This window comes from Embleya sp. NBC_00888 (genome assembly GCF_045207655.1).
In the GTDB taxonomy this organism is placed as follows: Bacteria; Actinomycetota; Actinomycetes; order Streptomycetales; family Streptomycetaceae; genus Embleya.
Window position 1 is genome coordinate 1,325,244 of sequence record NZ_CP108785.1, and the last position, 18,338, is coordinate 1,343,581.

Sequence of the window (18,338 nt, forward strand, 5' to 3'; positions counted from 1 at the left end):
TCCAGGACGTGTGTCGGGGTGCTGCGGGACGAGACCGGGGGGTACGGTGCGGTTTCCGCTGTGGGGTGGTCATCCCTTGGTGGCCCCGCCGGTCAGGCCCTTGACGAAGTGCTTCTGGAAGGCGAGGTAGAAGACGAGAACGGGCAGGGTGGCCAGGAACATCAGCGCGAAGACGGTGCCGAAGTCGCTCTGGTGCTCACCGATCGCGCGGTAGATGCCGACGTTGACGGTGGTGCCGTTGGCCGGGCCCAGGATGATCAGCGGGTTGAGGAAGTCGTTCCAGATCCACACCCCGAGGAACACCAGCACGCTGGCCGAGGCCGGCCGCAGGAGCGGGAAGACCACGCTCCAGAAGATTCGGAAGCGGCTCGCGCCGTCCAGGGCCGCGGCTTCCTCCAACTCGAGCGGGATGGTCTTCACGAAACCCATGAAGACGAACACGCCGAACGGCACGTAGTAGCCGACGTTGGCCAGGACCAGGCCGGGGATCGTGGTCATCAGGCCGAGCGAGCGCAGCACCTCGGTGACCGGTTGCAGGATCACGGTCGAAGGGATCATCAGCCCGCACAGCAGAACCGCGAGTGCCGCCTTGGCCCAGCGGCTGGTCGAGCGCGCCAGGTAGTGGCCGAGCATCGCCGAGACCGCGGTCAGGACCGTGATGGAGATCGCGGTGACCTCCACGCTGTTGATCAGGCCGTACCAGAACAGGTGGTCGGAGCGGGTCAGGACCTCGTGGAGCGAGGTGAACGACGGCGGGATCGGGACACTGACCGGATGTGGGGTGATCTCCGAGCCCGGTTTGAACACGTTGACCAGAACCACGTACAGGGGGAGGAAGAAGACCCCGGTCACAAAGGTCGCCGCAACGGGTCTGAACCAGGAGGACGAGCGGGGGGACGTGCGGATGGCGTTCACTGGGTGACCTCCCGTCGTTGCAGGAAGCGGAGCGCGACGACCGAGATCACCGCGATGATCATGAGCATCAGAGTCGCCATCGCCGAGCCGTAGCCGATGTGGTTGCCGGTGAACGTGGTCTGCACGACCTCGAACGCGACGGTGGAGGTGGTGCCGCTGCCCGGACCCCCGTTGGTGATCACCTGGATCTGGTCGTAGGTCTTGAAGCCGGTGATCAGCAGCATGACGGTGTTGATGGTCAGTGCCGGGGCCAACATCGGCCAGGTGACGTGGCGGAACCGCGACAGGCGGCCGGCGCCGTCCATCTCGGCGGCCTCCAGGAGTTCGGTCGGGACGGCCGCCAGGCCGGCCAGGTAGACCACGACGCAGAATCCCAGGACCTGCCAGGTGATGATGAACGCCACCGAGTACAGCGCCAGGTCCGGATCGGACAGCCAGCCGGGCGGGTCCTCGACACCGAGGCCGCGCAGCGCCGAGGCCAGCAGTCCGTCGTCGGACAGGATCGCCTGCCACATGACCGAGACGACCACCGAGGACAGCACGACCGGGGTGAAGAAGACCGAGCGCAGCGCGTTGTACAACCAGCCGCTCCGGTCCAGGAGTTGCGCGATGAACAGCCCCAGGACATTGGCCGCGACCGTCACGATGAGCGTGACGATCAGCGTGTTCTTCAGCGCGCCGGTGAAGGCCGGGTCGTGGACCAGTTCCTTGTAGTTCCGCAGTCCGACCCAGTGCGTCGGTGGGTTGGCGGGGTTGCGGTTGGTGAAACCGGTGCGGACCGTCATGGCGATCGGGACCAGGACGAGGAGGAGGTAGACGATCAGCCCCGGCGCGCCGAAGGTCAGGAAGTGCAGGGCCTTGGTCAGCCGGCGGCCGGCGCGTGGTGGGCGTGCACCGCGTGGCGGGCCCGTACCCCGTCCCGCGTTGCCGGGACCCGCGCCCGTGGGGCGCGCGAGTGTCACGGACATTGTTGTGATCTCCAGGTCGGTGGTGTGGTGCGGCCGGCCCCTCCCCTCCTCACGGGGCCGGCGAGGATTGCGATCGACTACCGATTGGCTTTGGCCCACTCCTGGTCGAGGAACGAGCCGAACTGGTCGGCGTTCTTCCTCCCGGTAATCAGGTCGGCGACACCGGCGGCGGCCTTGTCGGGCAGACCGGGGGGCATGGAGCCGTCACCCGTCTCGATGGAGAAGGCGTCGACGATCGCGTTCTCCCGGACCGCCTGCTGATACAGGTTCGCAGTCGCGGTGTAGACGGGGCCCATGCCGGGCGGCGGGGTGTAGTTCTTCAGCGCGATGATCGAGCCGTCGGTCTTCACCGAGTTGTCCAACGAGGTCTTGTCGAGCATGAACGCCAACGCCCACTTCTTGGCCAGGTCGACCTTCGGCGCCTTGGCGGAGACCGTCATGCCGCCGCCGGTGTAGGCGGGGACGACGAGCGATCCGTCGTCCGATGGCCAGGCGAACACTCCGACGTCGAAGCCGGGCTTGTCGGCGTCCGCCGAGGCCGCGAACCAGGAACCCATCGGGTACATCGCGCCCTTGTTGTCGCGGAAGGCCTGCTCGACGTCGGTGTAGGGACGGGAGAGTCCCGCGGTGTCGATGTAGCCGTTCTTGGCCAGGTCGGCGACCTTGGCCACGGGCTTGGTGAACGCCGGGTCGGTGAACTTGGTCTGGCCGGCCGCCTTCCGGGACAGCCAGTCGGGGGTCTGCTTGTACGTGTCGGTGGCCACCGCGCCGATCAGCGGAAACATGTCCGCCCAGGTGTCCTTGCCACCACCGCCGACCACGAACGGGTTGATCCCCTTGGCCTTGAGCTTCGCGGAGGCGTCCAACAGTTCGGCATACGTCTTCGGTGGCGCGGTGATCCCGGCCGCGGCGAAGTCGGACTTGTTGTAGTAGACGAGCGGCGTGGGCTGCGTGTTGTACGGCAACTGGTAGATCTTGCCGTCGATCGGGTTCGAGTGCGGCGCGATGAACTCGGTCAGCTCCGCGTCCGTCCAGGGCGCGAGCTGTCCGGCCTGCGCGAATCCGTTCGGCGAGACCGCGATCATGACGTCCGGCAATTGCCCGGAGGCCGCGAGTTGCTTGGCGTAGCCGACGCGGTCCGCGCTCGGGGCGACCAGCTTCTTGATGGTCACACCGGGCACCTTCGCCGAGGCCCGAGCGATGGCGTCGTCCCAGTACCGGGCGGTGAGGTTCGGTGTCTCGAACGTCAGGAACGTCAGGGTGACGTTGCCCTTGGGCCCGTCGCTCTCGGCGGAGTCGGCACCGGCCGCACAACCGGCCAGCGCGAGGACGGTGGTGATCGCGACGGCGCCCAGTGCTCCTCTGGTACGTCCTGACGCTCTCGTGCGCATGGTGTTCCTTCCCTGCCCGCTGGACGGGCCGCGGTGGTGATGGTGGTGGTGGTGGTGGTGGTGGTCGGCGTGGGAGTCGATCGGGGTGAAGCGGCGGCGGACTCGCCGAGATGTGCCTCCGACGGCCGCGTTCGGTGGGTGGCGATGCGGCTGCCGGAGTGTGCGTGGGTCGGCCTCGCGGTGACGGATGAGTCGGGCGCGACAATGATTCGAGTTTTTTGAATCACTGACTAAAATAACTTTGGTAGAGTCTGCGGCGGGCCGACCGGGAGTGTCAAGGGGGAGATCGCGATGGGACGAGCAGGCGGGGACGGATCGCTGCTACAGAGGATCAACACGGCGGCAGTGCTGCGCACGTTGCACGGAGGGGGCGAGTCGACCGTGCGCGACCTCGCCGCGGCGATCGGCGTGTCCCGCAACACCGCCGAGGACGCGGCCGTCGCACTGGTCGGCGCCGGCCTCGCCGAGGAGTTCGTACCGGGGCCGGACCCACGTCGAGTCGGTCGCCCCGCCAAGTGGTATCGCTTCCGCCCCGAATACGGATACGTGCTGGGGGTGGACATGGCGGTTCACGAAGTCAACGTGCTCGTCACCGATCTCGCCGGCACGGAACGGGCGCGACACAGCCGTCCCCTCGACCCGGACCTCTCCGCGACCCAGCGCATCCGCGCGATCCGCGACGTCATGCGCGCCGCGATCGACAGCGCCGGCATCGGCGACAGCGCCGTGCTGGCCGTCGGCGCCGCCAGCACCGGCATCGTGGACCGCGGCGGGCGGGTGACCCGCAGCACCCGACTCCCGCGGATGCAGGGCCGCAATCTCGCCACGGACCTGGCCCTGCCCAACGTACCCGTCGTCACCGGGAACGACGCCCGCCTGGCCACCCTGGCCGAACGCTGGTTGGGCACCGGCCGCGACACCGACAATTTCGTCAACGTCGTCGCGGGCCGCCACATCACCACGGGGATCGTCCTCAACGGCCGCCTCCTGCAAGGCGCCCACGGTGCCGCCGGCGAGATCGGCATCCTCCCGGAGTCACGCTGGCGGAGCGCCCTGGACGCCATGGCCGCGTGGCCGCAGGGCCGTGAGGCCATCATTCGCGCGGCAGCGGCCGGCGACACCGATGCCCGGGCCCGGGTCGAAGAGCTCGCCGAACACCTGGCCACGGGCATCGCCGCCGTGGTGCTCACCGTCGACCCGGAATGCGTGATCGTGTCCGGCGGCCTCAGCCTGGCCGGGCGGACCCTGCTCGACCCGCTCCGGGAACATCTCGACGCCAAGACCCTCTTCCCCGTGCCCGTCCTCGCCTCGACCCTCGACCACAACGCCGTCGCGCTGGGCGCGGTTCGCCTCGCCCTCGACCATGTCGAAAACGAACTCTTCGACACCGACTCGCCCCACCTTGCCGCCATCCTCGCTTGACCGCGCCGTCGACTCGTGGCGCGATCACCGGAGATCGCCGCGAAGCGCCATCCGTCACGGATCGGGGCTCGCGGGACGTCGGCTCGTCGTTTCGCCTTCGTGGCTCGAGTCGCCGGTGTCGGTACCGAACTCCGGAACCTCTACCGAGGAGTTGCCCGCATCCCCGGTCACCGTCGCTTCCGGTTTCGGAGGGGGCTTTCCGGTTTCGTCGCCCTGTTCGTCGCCCTGCTCACTGCTCTCCTCGGCCGCCGCGCGACGCCGCCGCGTCGATGTGGGAACGGGGCCGAAAAGCATTCCGCTGCCGATCACGTGCCGTGCGAAGATCGTCCGATCCCCTTGCCCCGGCCGCAGATTGAGAGCCTCCCGCATGTCGACCGCGACCGGCCCCGCCTCCCCGGCGTCGCCCACGCATCCCGAACTCCTAGAGCGTGGGCACCCGTTCCGGCAGTGGAAGACCTGCCGAATACCGGGGACGGACCTCACGCTCACGGGATACTCGCGCGCCAACGACAAGACGTTCTTCCACATCCCCGAGCTGCGATGCAGTTTGGACGCGGGGCTGTGCGAGGGCCGGCAGGTCGACACCGTATTCCTCACCCACACCCACCACGACCATGCCAAGGACCTCGACTTCCTCGCCGCCAAGCCCGGTGGCCCGGACATCTACCTGCCCGCCGACGCCGTGCCCTACGTGGAGTCCTACCTCCGTGCAAGCGCCGAACTGAACCACGGTGCGGCGTTCGACCCGGCCCTGGCAAGCCATCGGTTGCACGGGGTGCGCCAGGACGAGGAGTTCGAGTTCGGCCGCGGTGGGCACCGCGTGCGGGTGGTCGAGTGCGAGCACAAGGTGCCGTGCGTGGGCTATGCCTTCTCGGAACGCCGCAAGACACTCGAGCCCCGCTTCGAGGAGCTGCGCCGAACGCTGGAACAGGAAGGGCGCGGGCGGGAGTTCGGCCGGATGATGGCCGAGCGGAAGAGGCAGGGGGTCGAGGTGGACAAGGTGATCTCCCGGCCGCTGTTCGCCTTCCTGGGCGACACTCACGTGAACGTGTTCGAGCGGAACCCGTGGCTTCTCACGTATCCGGTCGTCATCACCGAGTGCACCTTCCTCGACGACTCGGAGTTGGACCGCGCGAATCGAATCGGGCACACGGTGTGGAGTCGACTCAAGCCGGTGGTGGAGGCGAACCCGCAGACGTTGTTCGTATTGACGCACTTCAGCCTGCGGTACTCCGACCACGAGGTTCTGGCCTTCTTCCGACGGCAGCACGAAGACCCCGAGGTCTCGATGCCCGACAACGTCATGTTGTGGGCCCACCCGGACAGCCGCCTCCCCGAACAACACCAACACTCCTGACCCGCGATCGGGGCGGCAACACACGCCGGTTCGGCTCCTCCAGGTCCGCGGCCGGATCGAAACGACCCGACAGAACCAGGACCTGGGCCTCGCGGCGCGCGAGCCGCCGGACGGCGGGTCGGCGCACCCGCCCTACGCGCCCTGCCGCGGCTCGGCTACCGCAGTACCTCCGGGTCGATGAAGAGCGGGTCGCGCGGGGCGTCGCTGTGGAACGAATCGCCCGACTCGCTGTCCCACCGCTCCTCGTCCTCGGCCATGCGCTCGATCAGGGCGTAGAACCGGTCCTCGGTCGGTCGCAGACCGGCCACCGTCTCGGCCAGATCCGCGCGACCGGTGAAACGGGCTCCGTCGCGGCCCACCGACAGCACCGCCAACCACCCGTCGTCGGAGGGCTTCAGCAGGGCACCGCTGGTCTCCGCCCAGAAGAGCACGTGCTCCCGCCCCGGTTCCGACCCGAACCGCCCGGCGCCGGCAAGCAGCAGCAGCGCCGTGTGCATGGAGCGTTCGTCGTAGCCGATCTCGAACAGGTACGCCTCCAGTGCGCCTTCGCGATACAGCAGCACCACCGTGGTCGGCTCACCGGCACACGCCTGCTCGACGCACTCGGCGAAGAACTCCCGTGCGGTCGTGTCCTCTTCCACCCGCGCCCAACGGTCGTCCGACCCGGTGCCGTCCCAGAACCAACCGGTGAACATCTCACCGGGGTTGGCCAACACCTCGGTCCCCGGTACGGGAATGTCCAACCACGTCTCGAAATCCCGCCGTGCCATCGGTATGCGCGTGGCCAGCATGAAACTTTCCGACACCATGCCTCCGAAGTCCTCAACCAACCCCGAGGCGGAAACTACACGCGGCCGACGACACGAACGGCCGCGCCCCGAACCACGGCCACCCCCTTCGTCCGAGGACGCGTGAGCCTCCCGCCCCACAGGGGCTCCGCACGGACCCACCGCATCCGTGCGCTATGGCGCCGCGCCAACCAGGCGGGAAGGAAGGGAATGTGGATGCCAGTCGTCGTCCGACGAGGTCCACAGACGTATGTCACGTTCCAGGAGCGCGGCATACAGCTCGCTTGGCGGCAGCCAGCGGTCCAAGGGGACGGCTCCGGCGGCCTTCAATCGGCCGGTGAGGAGCCTCTCCACGGCGATTCCCGCGAGCAGGGCGGGCATACGACCGCCGTGCCGACGTGCGGTCATGCCCACGCGGCGGGTCACCGTACGGCCGTCCCGATCGCCGGTGATCTCGACCATGAACGCCCCCGCCTCGTCACCCGCGCGCCCGGCGAGCCAGGACAATCCGCGGACCACCGACGTCCACTCCTGCGGACGACGGGGCCTGCCCGTCCGCGCCCTGACCGCCGCGAACGCCCCCAAGGCCCGGTTCAGCACGGGGAATTCGCTGCCTGCCTTGAAACTGACCGTGCGCGCCCCGAACAGGTCCGGCAGCACGTCCAGATCGGCCATCTCGTACACCTGATGAACCAGTCGCCTGCCGATCGGCGGCGGGAACCGCACCCACTCCGGCTCCGACCAACCGTGCACCACCGTCGGAACACCACCTCGCGGGGCCTCGAAACGCAGCCCCGCACCGTGCAGCATGGCCGCGAACATCGCCGGTCCCCGGTGGCGCCGAGTGTCGGGCGCCGCCGCGCAGCGGATGGCGTCGACCCGCTGAAGGCCCCGCACCATGTCGGCCACCAGCAACGCCTGCAGCCCCGGGACGACCGACGCCCCGGTCAGTACCGGAACCGAAGCCGACCGCGCCAGCGCGAGCGCGCCGCGCCGGAACGCCCGGTCCTCGCAGATGTCGACGTACGGAACACCCGCGGCAAGCGCGGCCCGCAACGGCCCCCAAGGAGGCGTACCGCCCGGCTCCATCGACTGGAAGGGCCCGGCGCAGTGCACCACGGCCGCGGCGCCCTTCACGATCCGGGCCAGACTCCGCACGTCCGCGTGGTCCGCGATCGCCCAGTCGACGCGCGGCGAATCGAAAGCCGCGGCCGGCCGGCGCCGGGCGACCACGGTCACCGCGACTTGCGGCTGACGCAGCAGGTCATCCACAACATACCGGCCGTAAAATCCGGTTCCCCCCACGACGACCACCCGCGGTTCCCCCATACACGGGACCCTAACACCGCGGTTGACCTGCCCGGATGCCGCTCGTCCCCGGCTGCCCGGTTGCCCTGCTCGGCCGTCGGCCTCCTCGCAACTCCCCACCGGATGCTCTCCGCCAAACAGCCGGCCCGGGGCCCCCACCCGCCACCAGGGGAACAAGTGCCGCTCACGCACCCATCGTGGCAGTCACGACATATGCCGGCGTCCAGCGGTTCCGGTTCCGACACAGGCCCACTGCTGTGGACCACGACGTATTCTCCCCAAAGCCCATCCCACGCCCTACGTTCCCGGTCGTGAGCTCGAACGGAACGGGCGAAGCACACCTTCCGGATCCGCACCGGCCGCCGCGGCGTATTCCTCGAAGTCCATGTTCGCGATACTCAGGTTCGCGTGAATGGTGTGGACCATGCGCGGCTCCGTCCGGAACCGGCGGCCGAGCGCGACCCACTCGTTCGGGCCCTCCTTGCCGCCCCACGGTTTGCCGAAGCGGAGCTCGACCGCGAGCAGGGCGTGGTCGGGCTCCCGCATGGTGGTCCCGTCCGCGAGGAAGACCGCGCCGAGTCGATCGTCCGCGCTCGCCGCCACCTCGTCGGGCGTCGCGTCCGCCCATACCGGATCATCCATCACGTGCGCGACCGCCTCGTACTCCCCGTCCGGTCCCCACGGCTGCGCCAGTTTCGCCATCACGGCCCGCCAGGCCGCCTCGTCGCCGTAGTCGGTCCGGACAATCAACGCACCGTAGACCTCGCGACCGTCGATGACCGGCAACGCCCTCATCTCTCAACCCCGATCCGTGACATGGGCCGGATCCGACCACGCCACGACGAGAATCCCGCGAACACCACGGGCCGAGACCACAACCCCCGCCACCGACACCTCGGCATCAGAGGCGGCGGAACCGCACGTGCGGCTCGCCATGTCGGGTGGCTAGCCTGGCGCTGTCCGTCGAGAGGGTACGGCATGAGCGAGTGGGCCACGCTGCTGAGCCGCGCGCCGCGCCGGGTGATGGTGCCGGTGCTGGAACGGTGCGGCGCGGAGATCCGGCGCGACGTCCTCGGTGGGCCCGGCGCCCCGGATCCCGGCATTGTCGACGCGGTGATCGCGCACGGCTCGCCCGCGTCGCGCCACCTGCTCGCCGAGAATCCGGCCGTCGCGCCGCCGACCCTGCGCCGACTGGCCGACCATGCCGACGGCCGACTGGCCTGGCGCCTGGCGGTCCATCCCCGCGTCGATCGAGATCTGATGCTGCGCGTGATGGCGATCGCCGACCCGGGCCGAGCCGTGCTCGACAGCTCTCCGTACGACCGCACGGTGGCGGAACGGTACGCGCTCGTCGAATCGGCGGATCCCGAACACATCGTGCACGGCCTGCGCGGGCTGATCGTGCGCGGTAGCCCTCCCACCGCCCGATCCGTCGTACTGCGCGCCGCCCACAATCTGCTGGGCGCCCTGGGCCCGAAAGCCGGCCGCGCGCTGTTCACGAGGCACGGACCGCTCATGGACGACGCCGACCGGGACGTGGTGACACGTGCGTTCGCCCATCGCGACGGCCTGGCCATCCTCGACCGGCTCACTGTCTTCAAAGCCCGGAGACGTTTCCTCGTCCGGCGGTTGCACAACCTCGACGTCGGCCTGCCCGACGGGCACTACTACTACGCCGCGTACATCCACCCCTCGGAAATGCATCTGCTGCTGCTCTCCCCGCGAGCGGCGTTGGAATGGGACGAGGTGCTGCGCGCCGACGAGGCGCGGCCGTGGGGACCGGTCGGCGCCCTTACCCTCGCCGATCAGCCCGGGTGCCCCGACGAACTCCGGTCCCGTGCGGAGGCGGTCCGGTTCGACGTGCGGACGACAGGAACCCCCGACGCCGATCGCGCCCTCGGTCCGTGGTGGCATCGAGTCCCGCCGGGTGCCCGGGTGACACCGCGCGGGTCCGTGCCCACGACGCGGCCCCGACCGCAAGCCCTCCACTCCCTCGGGCCCGCGACCTCGGACGCCTACGATCGCACGTTGCGCGCACTCACCGACGAGTTCCTCGCCGATCACGTCGACGCGTGGGTCGTCGCGTTGCGGATGCTTCCCGAATTCCAGGGCGGCATGATCGAGTTGCTGGAGACGGCCGGTCGATCGGCCGGCGGCCCGGTGCCGCGGACCCGCCGATCACAGGCGTGACCTCGCGGTGCGGTACCGGGTGTTCACGTCCTGCCGTGACCGCCGGGAGTCGCGCTCGGCCGGCATCGGCGACTTCGCCGGCCGCGCTGTGCACGGGCCGGATCGGGCGGGCGCCGCCGGGTCCCGAAGCAACGCCGAGGTGGCAGGCTCATGGGTACACCCATGCTCGACCGGTCCCGCAGCCCCATCGATCGCGTTCGATACACCACCGGTTGCACCCCTGTGGACTTCGCCCCCGACCTTGACGACGCCGGCCGTGTGCCCGCGTCGGGGATCACCTCGGCGCCGGCCCTCGGGACCCGGCCGAATCGGCGGGGCGGGTCGCTCGAGCCTTCGGGAACCTCCGCAACGGTCGATGACGGAGCAGCGGCACGCCGAATCGGGTGAATCCGTGGCCCGGACCCGGCGCGGCTCCGGACAGCCGGCCGGTCGGGCGCGAACGTGGGTCGTGTCGCGGAATGTTCGCGTGTGGGCCCGAACGACCCCGTCGACACGTCGCGGCCGGCCGCCCACCCCTCGGGCGCCGGCCGCGCCCTACCCCCGACACCACGCACGTCGTCGTGACCGAGCGTGGCCGAGGAGAGGCCGAGCGACACGCGCGGGTACACCAACGGCGGTCAGGAGCGTCGAGCCCAGAAGAGGACGTGCCCCGTGTCGCCTTCGGGGACGAACTCCTCGTGCAAGACGGTCAGACCGGCCCGGGTGATCCAGGCGCGGTTGGTGTCCGCATCCGCCTGGCTCCACCACATCGCGGTTCCGCCGCCGAGCCAGTCCTTGTCGATCCCGGTCCAGGCGTGGTGCCCCATGACGACCAGGAACCAGCCACCCGGCCGCAGCCAGGCGGCGATCCGCTCCAAGAGCGGAGGTTGTTCGGCGAGGGGGATGTGGATCAAGGTGTAGAGGGCGACGACAGCGAACCGGGAGTCGGCTGCCGGCCGACCCCGTGCGTCCGCGATGTCGAAGCCACGCCTGCCCCGCACCACGCGGCAGGACGGGACACGACGGACACCCTCCCGGAAGACACGATCGCGAGGCGTCCCAAGGACCCGGAGTCCCCCGAACCCGAGGGCCGGTGACCGATGACCGGTGACCAAACCAGGAGCCATCGGCTACGGGGTTTCGGCACCGGACGGCTGCGCCGCCGCGTGCGCCGCGAGGCCGTCGGCCATGCGTTGCATGACGCCTCGCATGACGCGCTCCATCAGCCAACCCATGCCCCAACGGGTGGAATACGTGCCGTGCCAGTGGATGACCGTGCCTCCGTCGGCCGCGGGTGTCAGGTCGACGACCGCCCGATAGTCGCGGATGGCCCAGTTGAACGCGTCCTCGTAGGTCAGTTGCTTCTCCTCGTCGAGCCCGGTCAGCCGCTCTCCGGTCACCGTCCGGCCGGTACGGAACGCGCGAACCGCTCCGACGGGATCCCGTCCGTCCGGATCAAGCCCGCTGGAGCGTTCGGTGTCCAGGCTGTCGACGGTCGACCAGACCGGCCAGGTACGGGCGTCGACAAGCAGGCGCCAGACGACGGCCGGAGATGCGGTCGAAGTCGCCGTCGCGTCGTAGCTGCGCAAGATCCGAATCCTTTCATTCGCTGCCGCACACTCCCGCGAACGGATCATCCGGCGGTACCGCGACCGCCGTGTCGCGGTCGGCCCGATGCCACGGTCCGAGCGAACACCCGACGCGTCCGGATCCGTCGGCCGAGGTGAATGTGATGGTGCGGCGACGAGGCGGCTGTATGACTCCGTCCGAAACTAGCCACGCTTCCGGCCCTGGACCATGCGCCGAATTGCCGATCACCGGTGGGATCTTGCGGTACACCCCTGGCGATCACCCATCGCATCCTGCCGTACACCGGTGCACCAGTGCACCAGTGCACCAGCCACGATCACCGATCGGTGTTGCGGTACACGGAGGGCCGGACGCCGACCCGACTCAGGAAGGCCGCGGACAGCGCTCCGGGACTCGCGAACCCGCAACGCTCGGCGATCTGTCCGATGGTGAGGGTGTTGTCGGCCAGCAACTGCCGCGCCCGCTCGATCCGCAGCCGGGTGAGGAACCGATGCGGTGTCTCGCCGGTCGACTCCCGGAAGACGCGGATGAAGTGATAGACGCTCAGGTGTGCTTCGGCGGCGATGTCGGCCGGCGTCAGCGGCTCGGCCATCCGGTCGCGCATGACGGCGACGCCCACCCGGACCGCCGCGTGTTCCGGACCGGGCAGGCGTTCGTGCCGGCCCCGGGTCAGCAGGTGCGCGGCCAGGAACGCAGCGGCCGATTCCGCATACAGATCGTTCGCACCGCCGGCGGCGGGCAGCGCGCGCACGAGATGCTCGACAACCGGATCGCCCGCACCCGCCGCGGCCGCCAGCGCTTCGAAGTCCGGGTCCGCACCGCCCAGGTGGGCGGCGGCTCGATCGACGGTCGCAGACGGGATGTGCACCTGGATGGTGCGCATGGCGGACGTCGTTCGGTAGGTGCGTACGCTCGACCGGCCGGGAACGACGAGTTCCAGATTGCCCGGAAGCCAGCGACTGCGAATCGCCCTCCCGCCGGACTGTGTGCGCATGACCGTGTCTCCGGCCACACAGAGCACCAGATGCAGGTCGCAGACTCCGGGCAGCCGAAGGTGATCGACCTCTGGTGCGTGGTCGAAGCACTGCACGAGCAGCGAACGCCAGCCCGCCTCACCCCAACTGCAATAGGTGCGCCGCACAGCGGATACGTCGGAGTCTGCGTACGGTGCCAGATCGAAGTCAGGCGAATCGAACACGCCACAACCCTAGCCTCGCGCCGTCGCCGATCACGGCCCGGGCGCACGGCCACCGCGAGGACGCTGCGGGCGGGGTCGGTTCGCGGCCCCGCCCTGGTCCCGGGATTCCTCAGGCGCTCAGAGGAGTTGGGCGGGGGTGGCGGCGGTGAGGCCGCCGTCGACGACGATGTCCTGGCCGTTGATGTAGGACGCTTCGTCGGAGAGCAGGAAGGCCACCGCCGCGGCGATGTCGTCCGAGGTGCCCACGCGGCCTGCGGCGACCACCGCACCGACGCCGGCCTGGGCCTCGTCGGAGGCCTCGGCGCGGTACGCCGGGGTGTCGGTGTAGCCGGGGCTCACCGAGTTGACCCGGATGCGGCGCGGCGCCAGTTCGGCGGCCAGGGTCGGGGCCAGGCTGTGCGCCGCGGCCTTGGTGGCCGTGTAGAGCGCGGTGTTGGGGACCCCGTGGTGCACGGCGAAGGACGCGTTGATCAGGATGGCGCCCCCGTCGGCGAGCAGCGGAAGCGCCTTCTGTACGGTGAAGAACGCCGCCTTGAAGTTGCCGTCGACGACGCGGGTGAACTCGGCTTCGGTGACCTCGCCGACGGGCTGGAAGGCTCCGATGCCCGCGTTGGCGAACACCGCGTCGAGGCGGCCGTGGCGTTCCCGGATCGCGGCGAACAAGGCGTCCAGGTCGGACGGGTCGGTCGCGTCGCCGGAGATGCCGAGGACGCGGTCGCCGCGGTCCGCGGGGGCGTCGGCGGAAGCGGAAGCGGAAGCGGTGGCGGTGGCGGTGGCGGGCGCGACGGAGAGGTCGGCGACGGTACTGTCGAGGCGGACCTTGTCGCGTCCGGTGACGATCACCCGGGCGCCCTCGTCGAGGAGCCTGCGGGCGGCCTCCAGGCCCATGCCGCTGGTGCCGCCGGTGACGAGGACGATCTTGCCGCCGAAGCGGGTGCTGTTGTGCGTCATGGATCCAGCGTGCGGGACCGGTTCGCGGCGATACAGTGCGCGTTTATCGTGGGTGTGGCACCACCAGGATGATCCGCGCGCTCCGCCCGAGGGAGGTCAGGCCGGGGTGGCGAGCCGCAGGTGGCGCAGGGTTGCCAGGCGGGCTTCGGTGCCCGTACCGGGCTGCGGGTTGTACAGGACGACGTGCCAGTACGGGTGGTCGGCGACGGTCAGCGTCGTCGCGTCGAAGTGCAGTTCCCCGGCCTCCGGGTGCCGCAGCGCGTTCACGGCCTGGGCGGGGGCGCCGACTTCGTGCCCGGCCCACAGCTCGGCGAACTCGGGGCTGGCGTCGCGAAGTCCGTCGACCACCCGGGCGAACGCGGAGTCACCCGGCGCGTGGGCCGCGTCGGCGCGGTACGCGGCCACCACAGCGGGCGCGCCGGCCGCCCACAGGTCGGGCATCGCGCGGTAGCGGGGGCTGGTGAAGTACGTGACGAGACAGTTACGGGCGGTGCCGTCGAAGTCGAAGACCGCGCGTGCGGGGTCGTTGAAGGCCAGGACGTTCCAGGAACGGTCGCGCAGCACCGCGGGCCGCGGGGTCCACGCGTCCAGCAACTGCCGGATCTCGGCTGTCACCTCGGCCGCCGGCTCGCCGCCGACGGGCGGCGGGTTGAGGCCGGCGAGCAGATAGAGGTGGACGCGCTCCGGATCGCTCAGCCGCAGCGCACCGGCGATCGCGTCGAGCACCTCGGTCGAGACGGTGATGTCGCGGCCCTGTTCCAGCCACGTGTACCAGGACACCCCGACCCTGGCCAGCACCGCCACCTCCTCGCGGCGCAGCCCCGGGGTACGACGCCGGCCCGCGGGGGGCAATCCGACGTCGCCCGGCGTGAGCCGCGCCCGGCGGTCCCGCAGAAAGTCCCGGAGCGCTTCGCGGCGTTGTTCCGAGGGGCTGCCGGAAGTCGACGAAGGGCTGGTCATCCCCCCACTCTGCCACCTCCCGGGCGCTCGAACCCCGGCCGGGCCTTCTTGGCGCAGGCGGCTGAGGACGATCCGGTGGAGGGCCGCGTCGGTACGGCGGTCGCCGCCTCGGTTGAGCCTGCGGCGCCGGGCCTTTCCGGAGGACGCCTCGATCGGACCGACCCGGATCTACCCGACGGTAGCTTCTCCGTCGGTGAGGTCCGCGGGGCCGACCGGATCGGATCGGAGGCGAGCGAGCATCGCGTCGACCGCCTTGCGTCCGGCCATCCGGAACGAGCCCTTGTGCGAGTCGACCACATGCAGCCTGACCTCGGTGATCGTCAGCGCCCCCACCAGGCGCTCGTCCGGGTACCGCAGCGCCCACTCCTCCTCGATCCCGGCGACGAACGCGGTCAGATACGCAACCGGCAACGCGTCGCCGACGATGCGCACCTCGGGATCCAACTCGACCCACAGCGAGTCGTCCCCCCAGCCGGTGGTCGGCGCGAAGTCAAAGGTCACGAAGGCGAAGTCGGACGGACAGGAGCTCTGCCGCACATACCCGGCCCGGACGCCGCGGAGGGTGCGCGAAGAAGGACACGGCAAAGGGATGGGCACGAACTCGGTCATGCCGACATGTTAGGAACACACGTACGGGTGGCGTCACAACGGTGCGCCGGCCCGACCTGCGGTCCCACGCCCTGCACCCTGCGCCCTACGCGATCGTGCGGACAGCCGGAAACGTCATCGATCCCCCACCCCGTATCCGCCACGCAGGTTCGTGCGGTACTACACCGCTCGGTCATCGGGTCCCCGGTCGTCGGGAACAGCCCGCGTGCGCGGCGAGCAGTCGAATCGCGGCGGCATGCCGAGGCTGCGGAGCACCGGAGCGTGCCGTCGCGTAACGCTGCGATCGCCGGATCACGACGAGCGTCGCGGCCCATAATCAGGGCATGTCGCTTCAGGGAACGGACGCGTACCAGGACGACGACGACACCATCCCCACATTGGTCCGGCGAGCCGTGCGGGCGGCACGCCGGCACGGTTTCGCGTTCTCCTGTCGGCCCGAACAAGGCCGCCTGTTACGGGTGTTGGCCGCAGGGGCCACGCGCCGCATAGGCGAGACAGGGACCGGATACGGTGTCGGCCTGGCCTGGCTGGCCTCCGGCGCGGCCAGTGGCACCAGGCTCGTCAGCGTCGAACGCGATGCGGAAAGAGCCGCCATCGCGGCGGAGGTCTTCCGAGACTGCGAGCACGTCGACGTCCTCCATGGCGACTGGCGGCGCATCGCAGACCATGGACCCTACGACCTGCTCGTGCTCGATGGCGGGGGTCAGGCCAAGGGCAACGGCACCGCGGATCCCGCCCGCCTGCTCGCCCCCGGTGGATCGGTGGTGATCGACGACTTCACCCCCGCCACCACGTGGCCGCCCCACTTCGACGGCGCCCTCGATCGACCTCGCCTGCACTGGCTTGAACACCCCGAACTCCGGGCCACGGAACTCCGCCTCGCGCCAGACCTCAGCGTGATCGTCGGAACCCGGCTCCCCGCCCGCTGACCGCGGCCGCAACTGCCGCGGCAATCCCATGGCGATCGACCGGCTGATGGCACGTCACCGTCGGGGCCGAGTCGCCGAGCCGTCCTCACCGACGCCGGGGAACCTCGGTCGCGGCAAAAGCACCGAAAGTTATAAATGGCGACGGACGACGCCGGGTACCGGATGCAGGTGCCGTACCAGCATGGATGTCCCGTGCGCGCACCCGGAGTTGTCGGCATTCGGGTCGCGCCTCGGTATGGGGGGGCGAAGAGTGGGTAGGGGCCCGGGCATTGTCGGGACCTATCCGGGGAGATTGCATGACGGCATTGCCGCGCCGAATACGGCGTCCCCCTCCGCGTAGCGGCGGCATCCTCGACGGTCGCTATCGCCTGGGTCAATTGCTGGGCGCGGGCGGTACCGCCGACGTCTTCCGGGCCGTCGATCTGCGATTGCGGCGGGAGGTCGCGGTCAAGGTCTTCCGACCCGGCGTGTGTGCCATGACAGCGGAACGGTTCTGCCAGGAGGCGGTGTTGCTGGGCAGGTTGTCGCATCCTGCCCTCGTTACAGTGCACGATGTCGGTTGGCACGAGAGTTGCACGTATGTGGTGATGCGCCTGATCAGGGGCGTCACCCTGCGGGAACACATCCTGGGCGGCCCCATGACCGGCGCCCGGGTGGCCAGGCTCGGCGCGCGACTGGCCTCGGGATTGGAACACGTACACGCGGCCGGCATCGTGCATCGGGACGTGAAGCCGTCCAACGTCCTGATCGGTCCCGGCGACGCTCCGTACCTGGCGGACTTCGGGATCTCGCGCCTCGTCGACGAACCCACCCGCTCCACACCCGGCACGATCGTCGGCACCATCTCTTACCTCGCGCCCGAGCAGATCCTCGGACAGGGCTCCGGGCCCGCGTGCGACATCCACGCCCTCGGCCTGGTCCTGCTGGAGGCGCTGAAGGGCGAACGCGAATACCCGGGCACCTCAATCGAGGCCGCCGTGGCTCGCTCGCTGCGCTCGCCGCACATCCCGTCCTACGTGCCTGATGAACTCGCCTCCGTGATCGAGGCGATGACGCGAGCCGATCCCGCCACCAGGCCCGGCGCCGCCGAGTGCGTCCGCCTGCTCGACGCCGCCGCGTCATCGTGCCGGCCCGCGTCCTGCGCGCCGCGCACACCGGTCGTCGCGAGCGCCCACGCGGCCCTCACCGAGGTCCTTCCGTCGACGTCGGCCTCGGCCTCACCCCCGGCCGCATCAGGTACGGGGGCGGCGCAACGGAGACGACGTCGCCTGACGACCGCGGGTCTGGTGGCCGGCATCATCCTGAGCGCGACCGTGGCGACCGTGGCGGTCCTGAACGATCACGCCGCCTCGGACGCGGACAACAGCCGTCCCGCGCCGACCACCGCGCCCCTCCCGCCTTCGACGCAGGCCCCAGCCCCGGCCCCACCCACCGTCCCCCCGACGACAACTTCCGTCCCGACGTCCTCCGCACCACCCACACTCGCGACCGCTCTCCCTCCACCCCGGGGAACAACCCGCCCCGTCGACAACCAGGTCTCCTCACCAGCCGGCGAGGAGTCCCCGACCCGAGGTTCGACCAAGAAGCCGAGAACCGACACCAAGCCCAAGGACAAAAGAAGCAAATCCAGCGAATCTCCCGGTAGCCCGCAGAAGTAGACCGGCAGCCACTCGCATCCGTTCCGGACAACGACCGGAGGACCCAGGTCCTTCACCGCTCTCACCGCTCTCACCGAACACGGCGAACACGGCGAACACGGCGAACACGGCCAACGGCTGGGAGA

18 protein-coding genes are annotated in these 18,338 nt (G+C 70.0%); 5 read left to right on the top strand and 13 right to left on the bottom strand.

From position 1 onward, the window contains the following. Positions 1 to 69 precede the first annotated feature (69 nt). The 3 genes from OG948_RS40045 to OG948_RS40055 all read right to left on the bottom strand — a co-directional run bounded on the left by OG948_RS40045 (position 70) and on the right by OG948_RS40055 (position 3,274). Positions 70 to 915 carry a carbohydrate ABC transporter permease gene (locus OG948_RS40045; protein ID WP_406300555.1) on the bottom strand — a complete coding sequence of 282 codons (846 nt, stop codon included), beginning with the start codon at positions 913 to 915 and terminating at the stop codon, positions 70 to 72. Next, on the bottom strand, positions 912 to 1,883 hold the full coding sequence (locus OG948_RS40050) for a sugar ABC transporter permease (protein ID WP_331769893.1): 972 nt from the start codon (positions 1,881 to 1,883) through the stop codon (positions 912 to 914). The genes OG948_RS40045 and OG948_RS40050 overlap by 4 nt, the downstream gene beginning before the upstream one ends. A gap of 77 nt (positions 1,884 to 1,960) precedes the next feature. After that, positions 1,961 to 3,274 carry an extracellular solute-binding protein gene (locus OG948_RS40055; RefSeq protein WP_331769894.1) on the bottom strand — a complete coding sequence of 438 codons (1,314 nt, stop codon included), beginning with the start codon at positions 3,272 to 3,274 and terminating at the stop codon, positions 1,961 to 1,963. A gap of 291 nt (positions 3,275 to 3,565) precedes the next feature. Here OG948_RS40055 and OG948_RS40060 point away from each other — a divergent pair, with 291 nt between their 5' ends. After that, the gene (locus OG948_RS40060; RefSeq protein WP_331769895.1) at positions 3,566 to 4,696 is read left to right on the top strand and encodes an ROK family protein; all 1,131 of its coding nucleotides are present in this window, start codon (positions 3,566 to 3,568) and stop codon (positions 4,694 to 4,696) included. Positions 4,697 to 4,750: 54 nt separating this feature from the next. Here OG948_RS40060 and OG948_RS40065 read toward each other — a convergent pair whose 3' ends face one another. After that, entirely contained in the window at positions 4,751 to 5,104 is a 354-nt protein-coding gene (locus tag OG948_RS40065) for a hypothetical protein (RefSeq protein ID WP_331769896.1), read from the bottom strand. Here OG948_RS40065 and OG948_RS40070 point away from each other — a divergent pair. Next, positions 5,064 to 6,053 (top strand): MBL fold metallo-hydrolase, encoded by a 990-nt coding sequence (locus OG948_RS40070; protein WP_331769897.1) that lies wholly within the window; start codon positions 5,064 to 5,066, stop codon positions 6,051 to 6,053. The two genes, OG948_RS40065 and OG948_RS40070, sit on opposite strands and share 41 nt — an antisense overlap. A 155-nt stretch (positions 6,054 to 6,208) precedes the next feature. Here OG948_RS40070 and OG948_RS40075 read toward each other — a convergent pair whose 3' ends face one another. From OG948_RS40075 to OG948_RS40085, 3 genes are all read right to left on the bottom strand, one after another. Next, the gene (locus OG948_RS40075; protein WP_331769898.1) at positions 6,209 to 6,862 is read right to left on the bottom strand and encodes a hypothetical protein; all 654 of its coding nucleotides are present in this window, start codon (positions 6,860 to 6,862) and stop codon (positions 6,209 to 6,211) included. 153 nt (positions 6,863 to 7,015) lie between these two features. After that, entirely contained in the window at positions 7,016 to 8,170 is a 1,155-nt protein-coding gene (locus OG948_RS40080) for a saccharopine dehydrogenase NADP-binding domain-containing protein (protein WP_331769899.1), read from the bottom strand. A gap of 276 nt (positions 8,171 to 8,446) precedes the next feature. After that, a complete protein-coding gene (locus OG948_RS40085; RefSeq protein ID WP_331769900.1) occupies positions 8,447 to 8,944 on the bottom strand; it encodes a DUF6924 domain-containing protein in 498 nt (165 codons plus the stop codon). A 183-nt stretch (positions 8,945 to 9,127) separates the two neighbouring features. Between OG948_RS40085 and OG948_RS40090 the strand changes: the two genes are divergently transcribed. After that, a complete protein-coding gene (locus tag OG948_RS40090; RefSeq protein ID WP_331769901.1) occupies positions 9,128 to 10,339 on the top strand; it encodes a hypothetical protein in 1,212 nt (403 codons plus the stop codon). Between the two features lie 617 nt (positions 10,340 to 10,956). On the opposite strand, the gene OG948_RS40095 is transcribed toward OG948_RS40090, so the two are convergent. The 6 genes from OG948_RS40095 to OG948_RS40120 form a co-directional block, all read right to left on the bottom strand. Beyond that, the gene (locus OG948_RS40095) at positions 10,957 to 11,232 is read right to left on the bottom strand and encodes a hypothetical protein (RefSeq protein WP_406300556.1); all 276 of its coding nucleotides are present in this window, start codon (positions 11,230 to 11,232) and stop codon (positions 10,957 to 10,959) included. A gap of 216 nt (positions 11,233 to 11,448) precedes the next feature. Then, positions 11,449 to 11,907, bottom strand: coding sequence for an SRPBCC family protein (locus OG948_RS40100; protein ID WP_331769903.1), 459 nt, complete (start codon positions 11,905 to 11,907; stop codon positions 11,449 to 11,451). Positions 11,908 to 12,224: 317 nt separating this feature from the next. After that, positions 12,225 to 13,106 carry a helix-turn-helix transcriptional regulator gene (locus tag OG948_RS40105; RefSeq protein WP_331769904.1) on the bottom strand — a complete coding sequence of 294 codons (882 nt, stop codon included), beginning with the start codon at positions 13,104 to 13,106 and terminating at the stop codon, positions 12,225 to 12,227. 117 nt (positions 13,107 to 13,223) lie between these two features. After that, positions 13,224 to 14,057 (bottom strand): SDR family oxidoreductase, encoded by an 834-nt coding sequence (locus tag OG948_RS40110; RefSeq protein WP_331769905.1) that lies wholly within the window; start codon positions 14,055 to 14,057, stop codon positions 13,224 to 13,226. A gap of 96 nt (positions 14,058 to 14,153) precedes the next feature. Then, a complete protein-coding gene (locus tag OG948_RS40115) occupies positions 14,154 to 15,017 on the bottom strand; it encodes a helix-turn-helix transcriptional regulator (RefSeq protein WP_331769906.1) in 864 nt (287 codons plus the stop codon). 168 nt (positions 15,018 to 15,185) lie between these two features. After that, positions 15,186 to 15,626: a hypothetical protein gene (locus OG948_RS40120; RefSeq protein ID WP_406300557.1), complete on the bottom strand. Its 441-nt coding sequence runs from the start codon at positions 15,624 to 15,626 to the stop codon at positions 15,186 to 15,188. A gap of 323 nt (positions 15,627 to 15,949) precedes the next feature. Here OG948_RS40120 and OG948_RS40125 point away from each other — a divergent pair, with 323 nt between their 5' ends. Continuing rightward, positions 15,950 to 16,555, top strand: a complete 606-nt coding sequence (locus OG948_RS40125; protein WP_331769908.1) for a class I SAM-dependent methyltransferase — start codon at positions 15,950 to 15,952, stop codon at positions 16,553 to 16,555. A 296-nt stretch (positions 16,556 to 16,851) separates the two neighbouring features. Further along, entirely contained in the window at positions 16,852 to 18,213 is a 1,362-nt protein-coding gene (locus tag OG948_RS40130) for a serine/threonine-protein kinase (RefSeq protein ID WP_331769909.1), read from the top strand. The last annotated feature ends 125 nt before the right edge of the window (positions 18,214 to 18,338 follow it).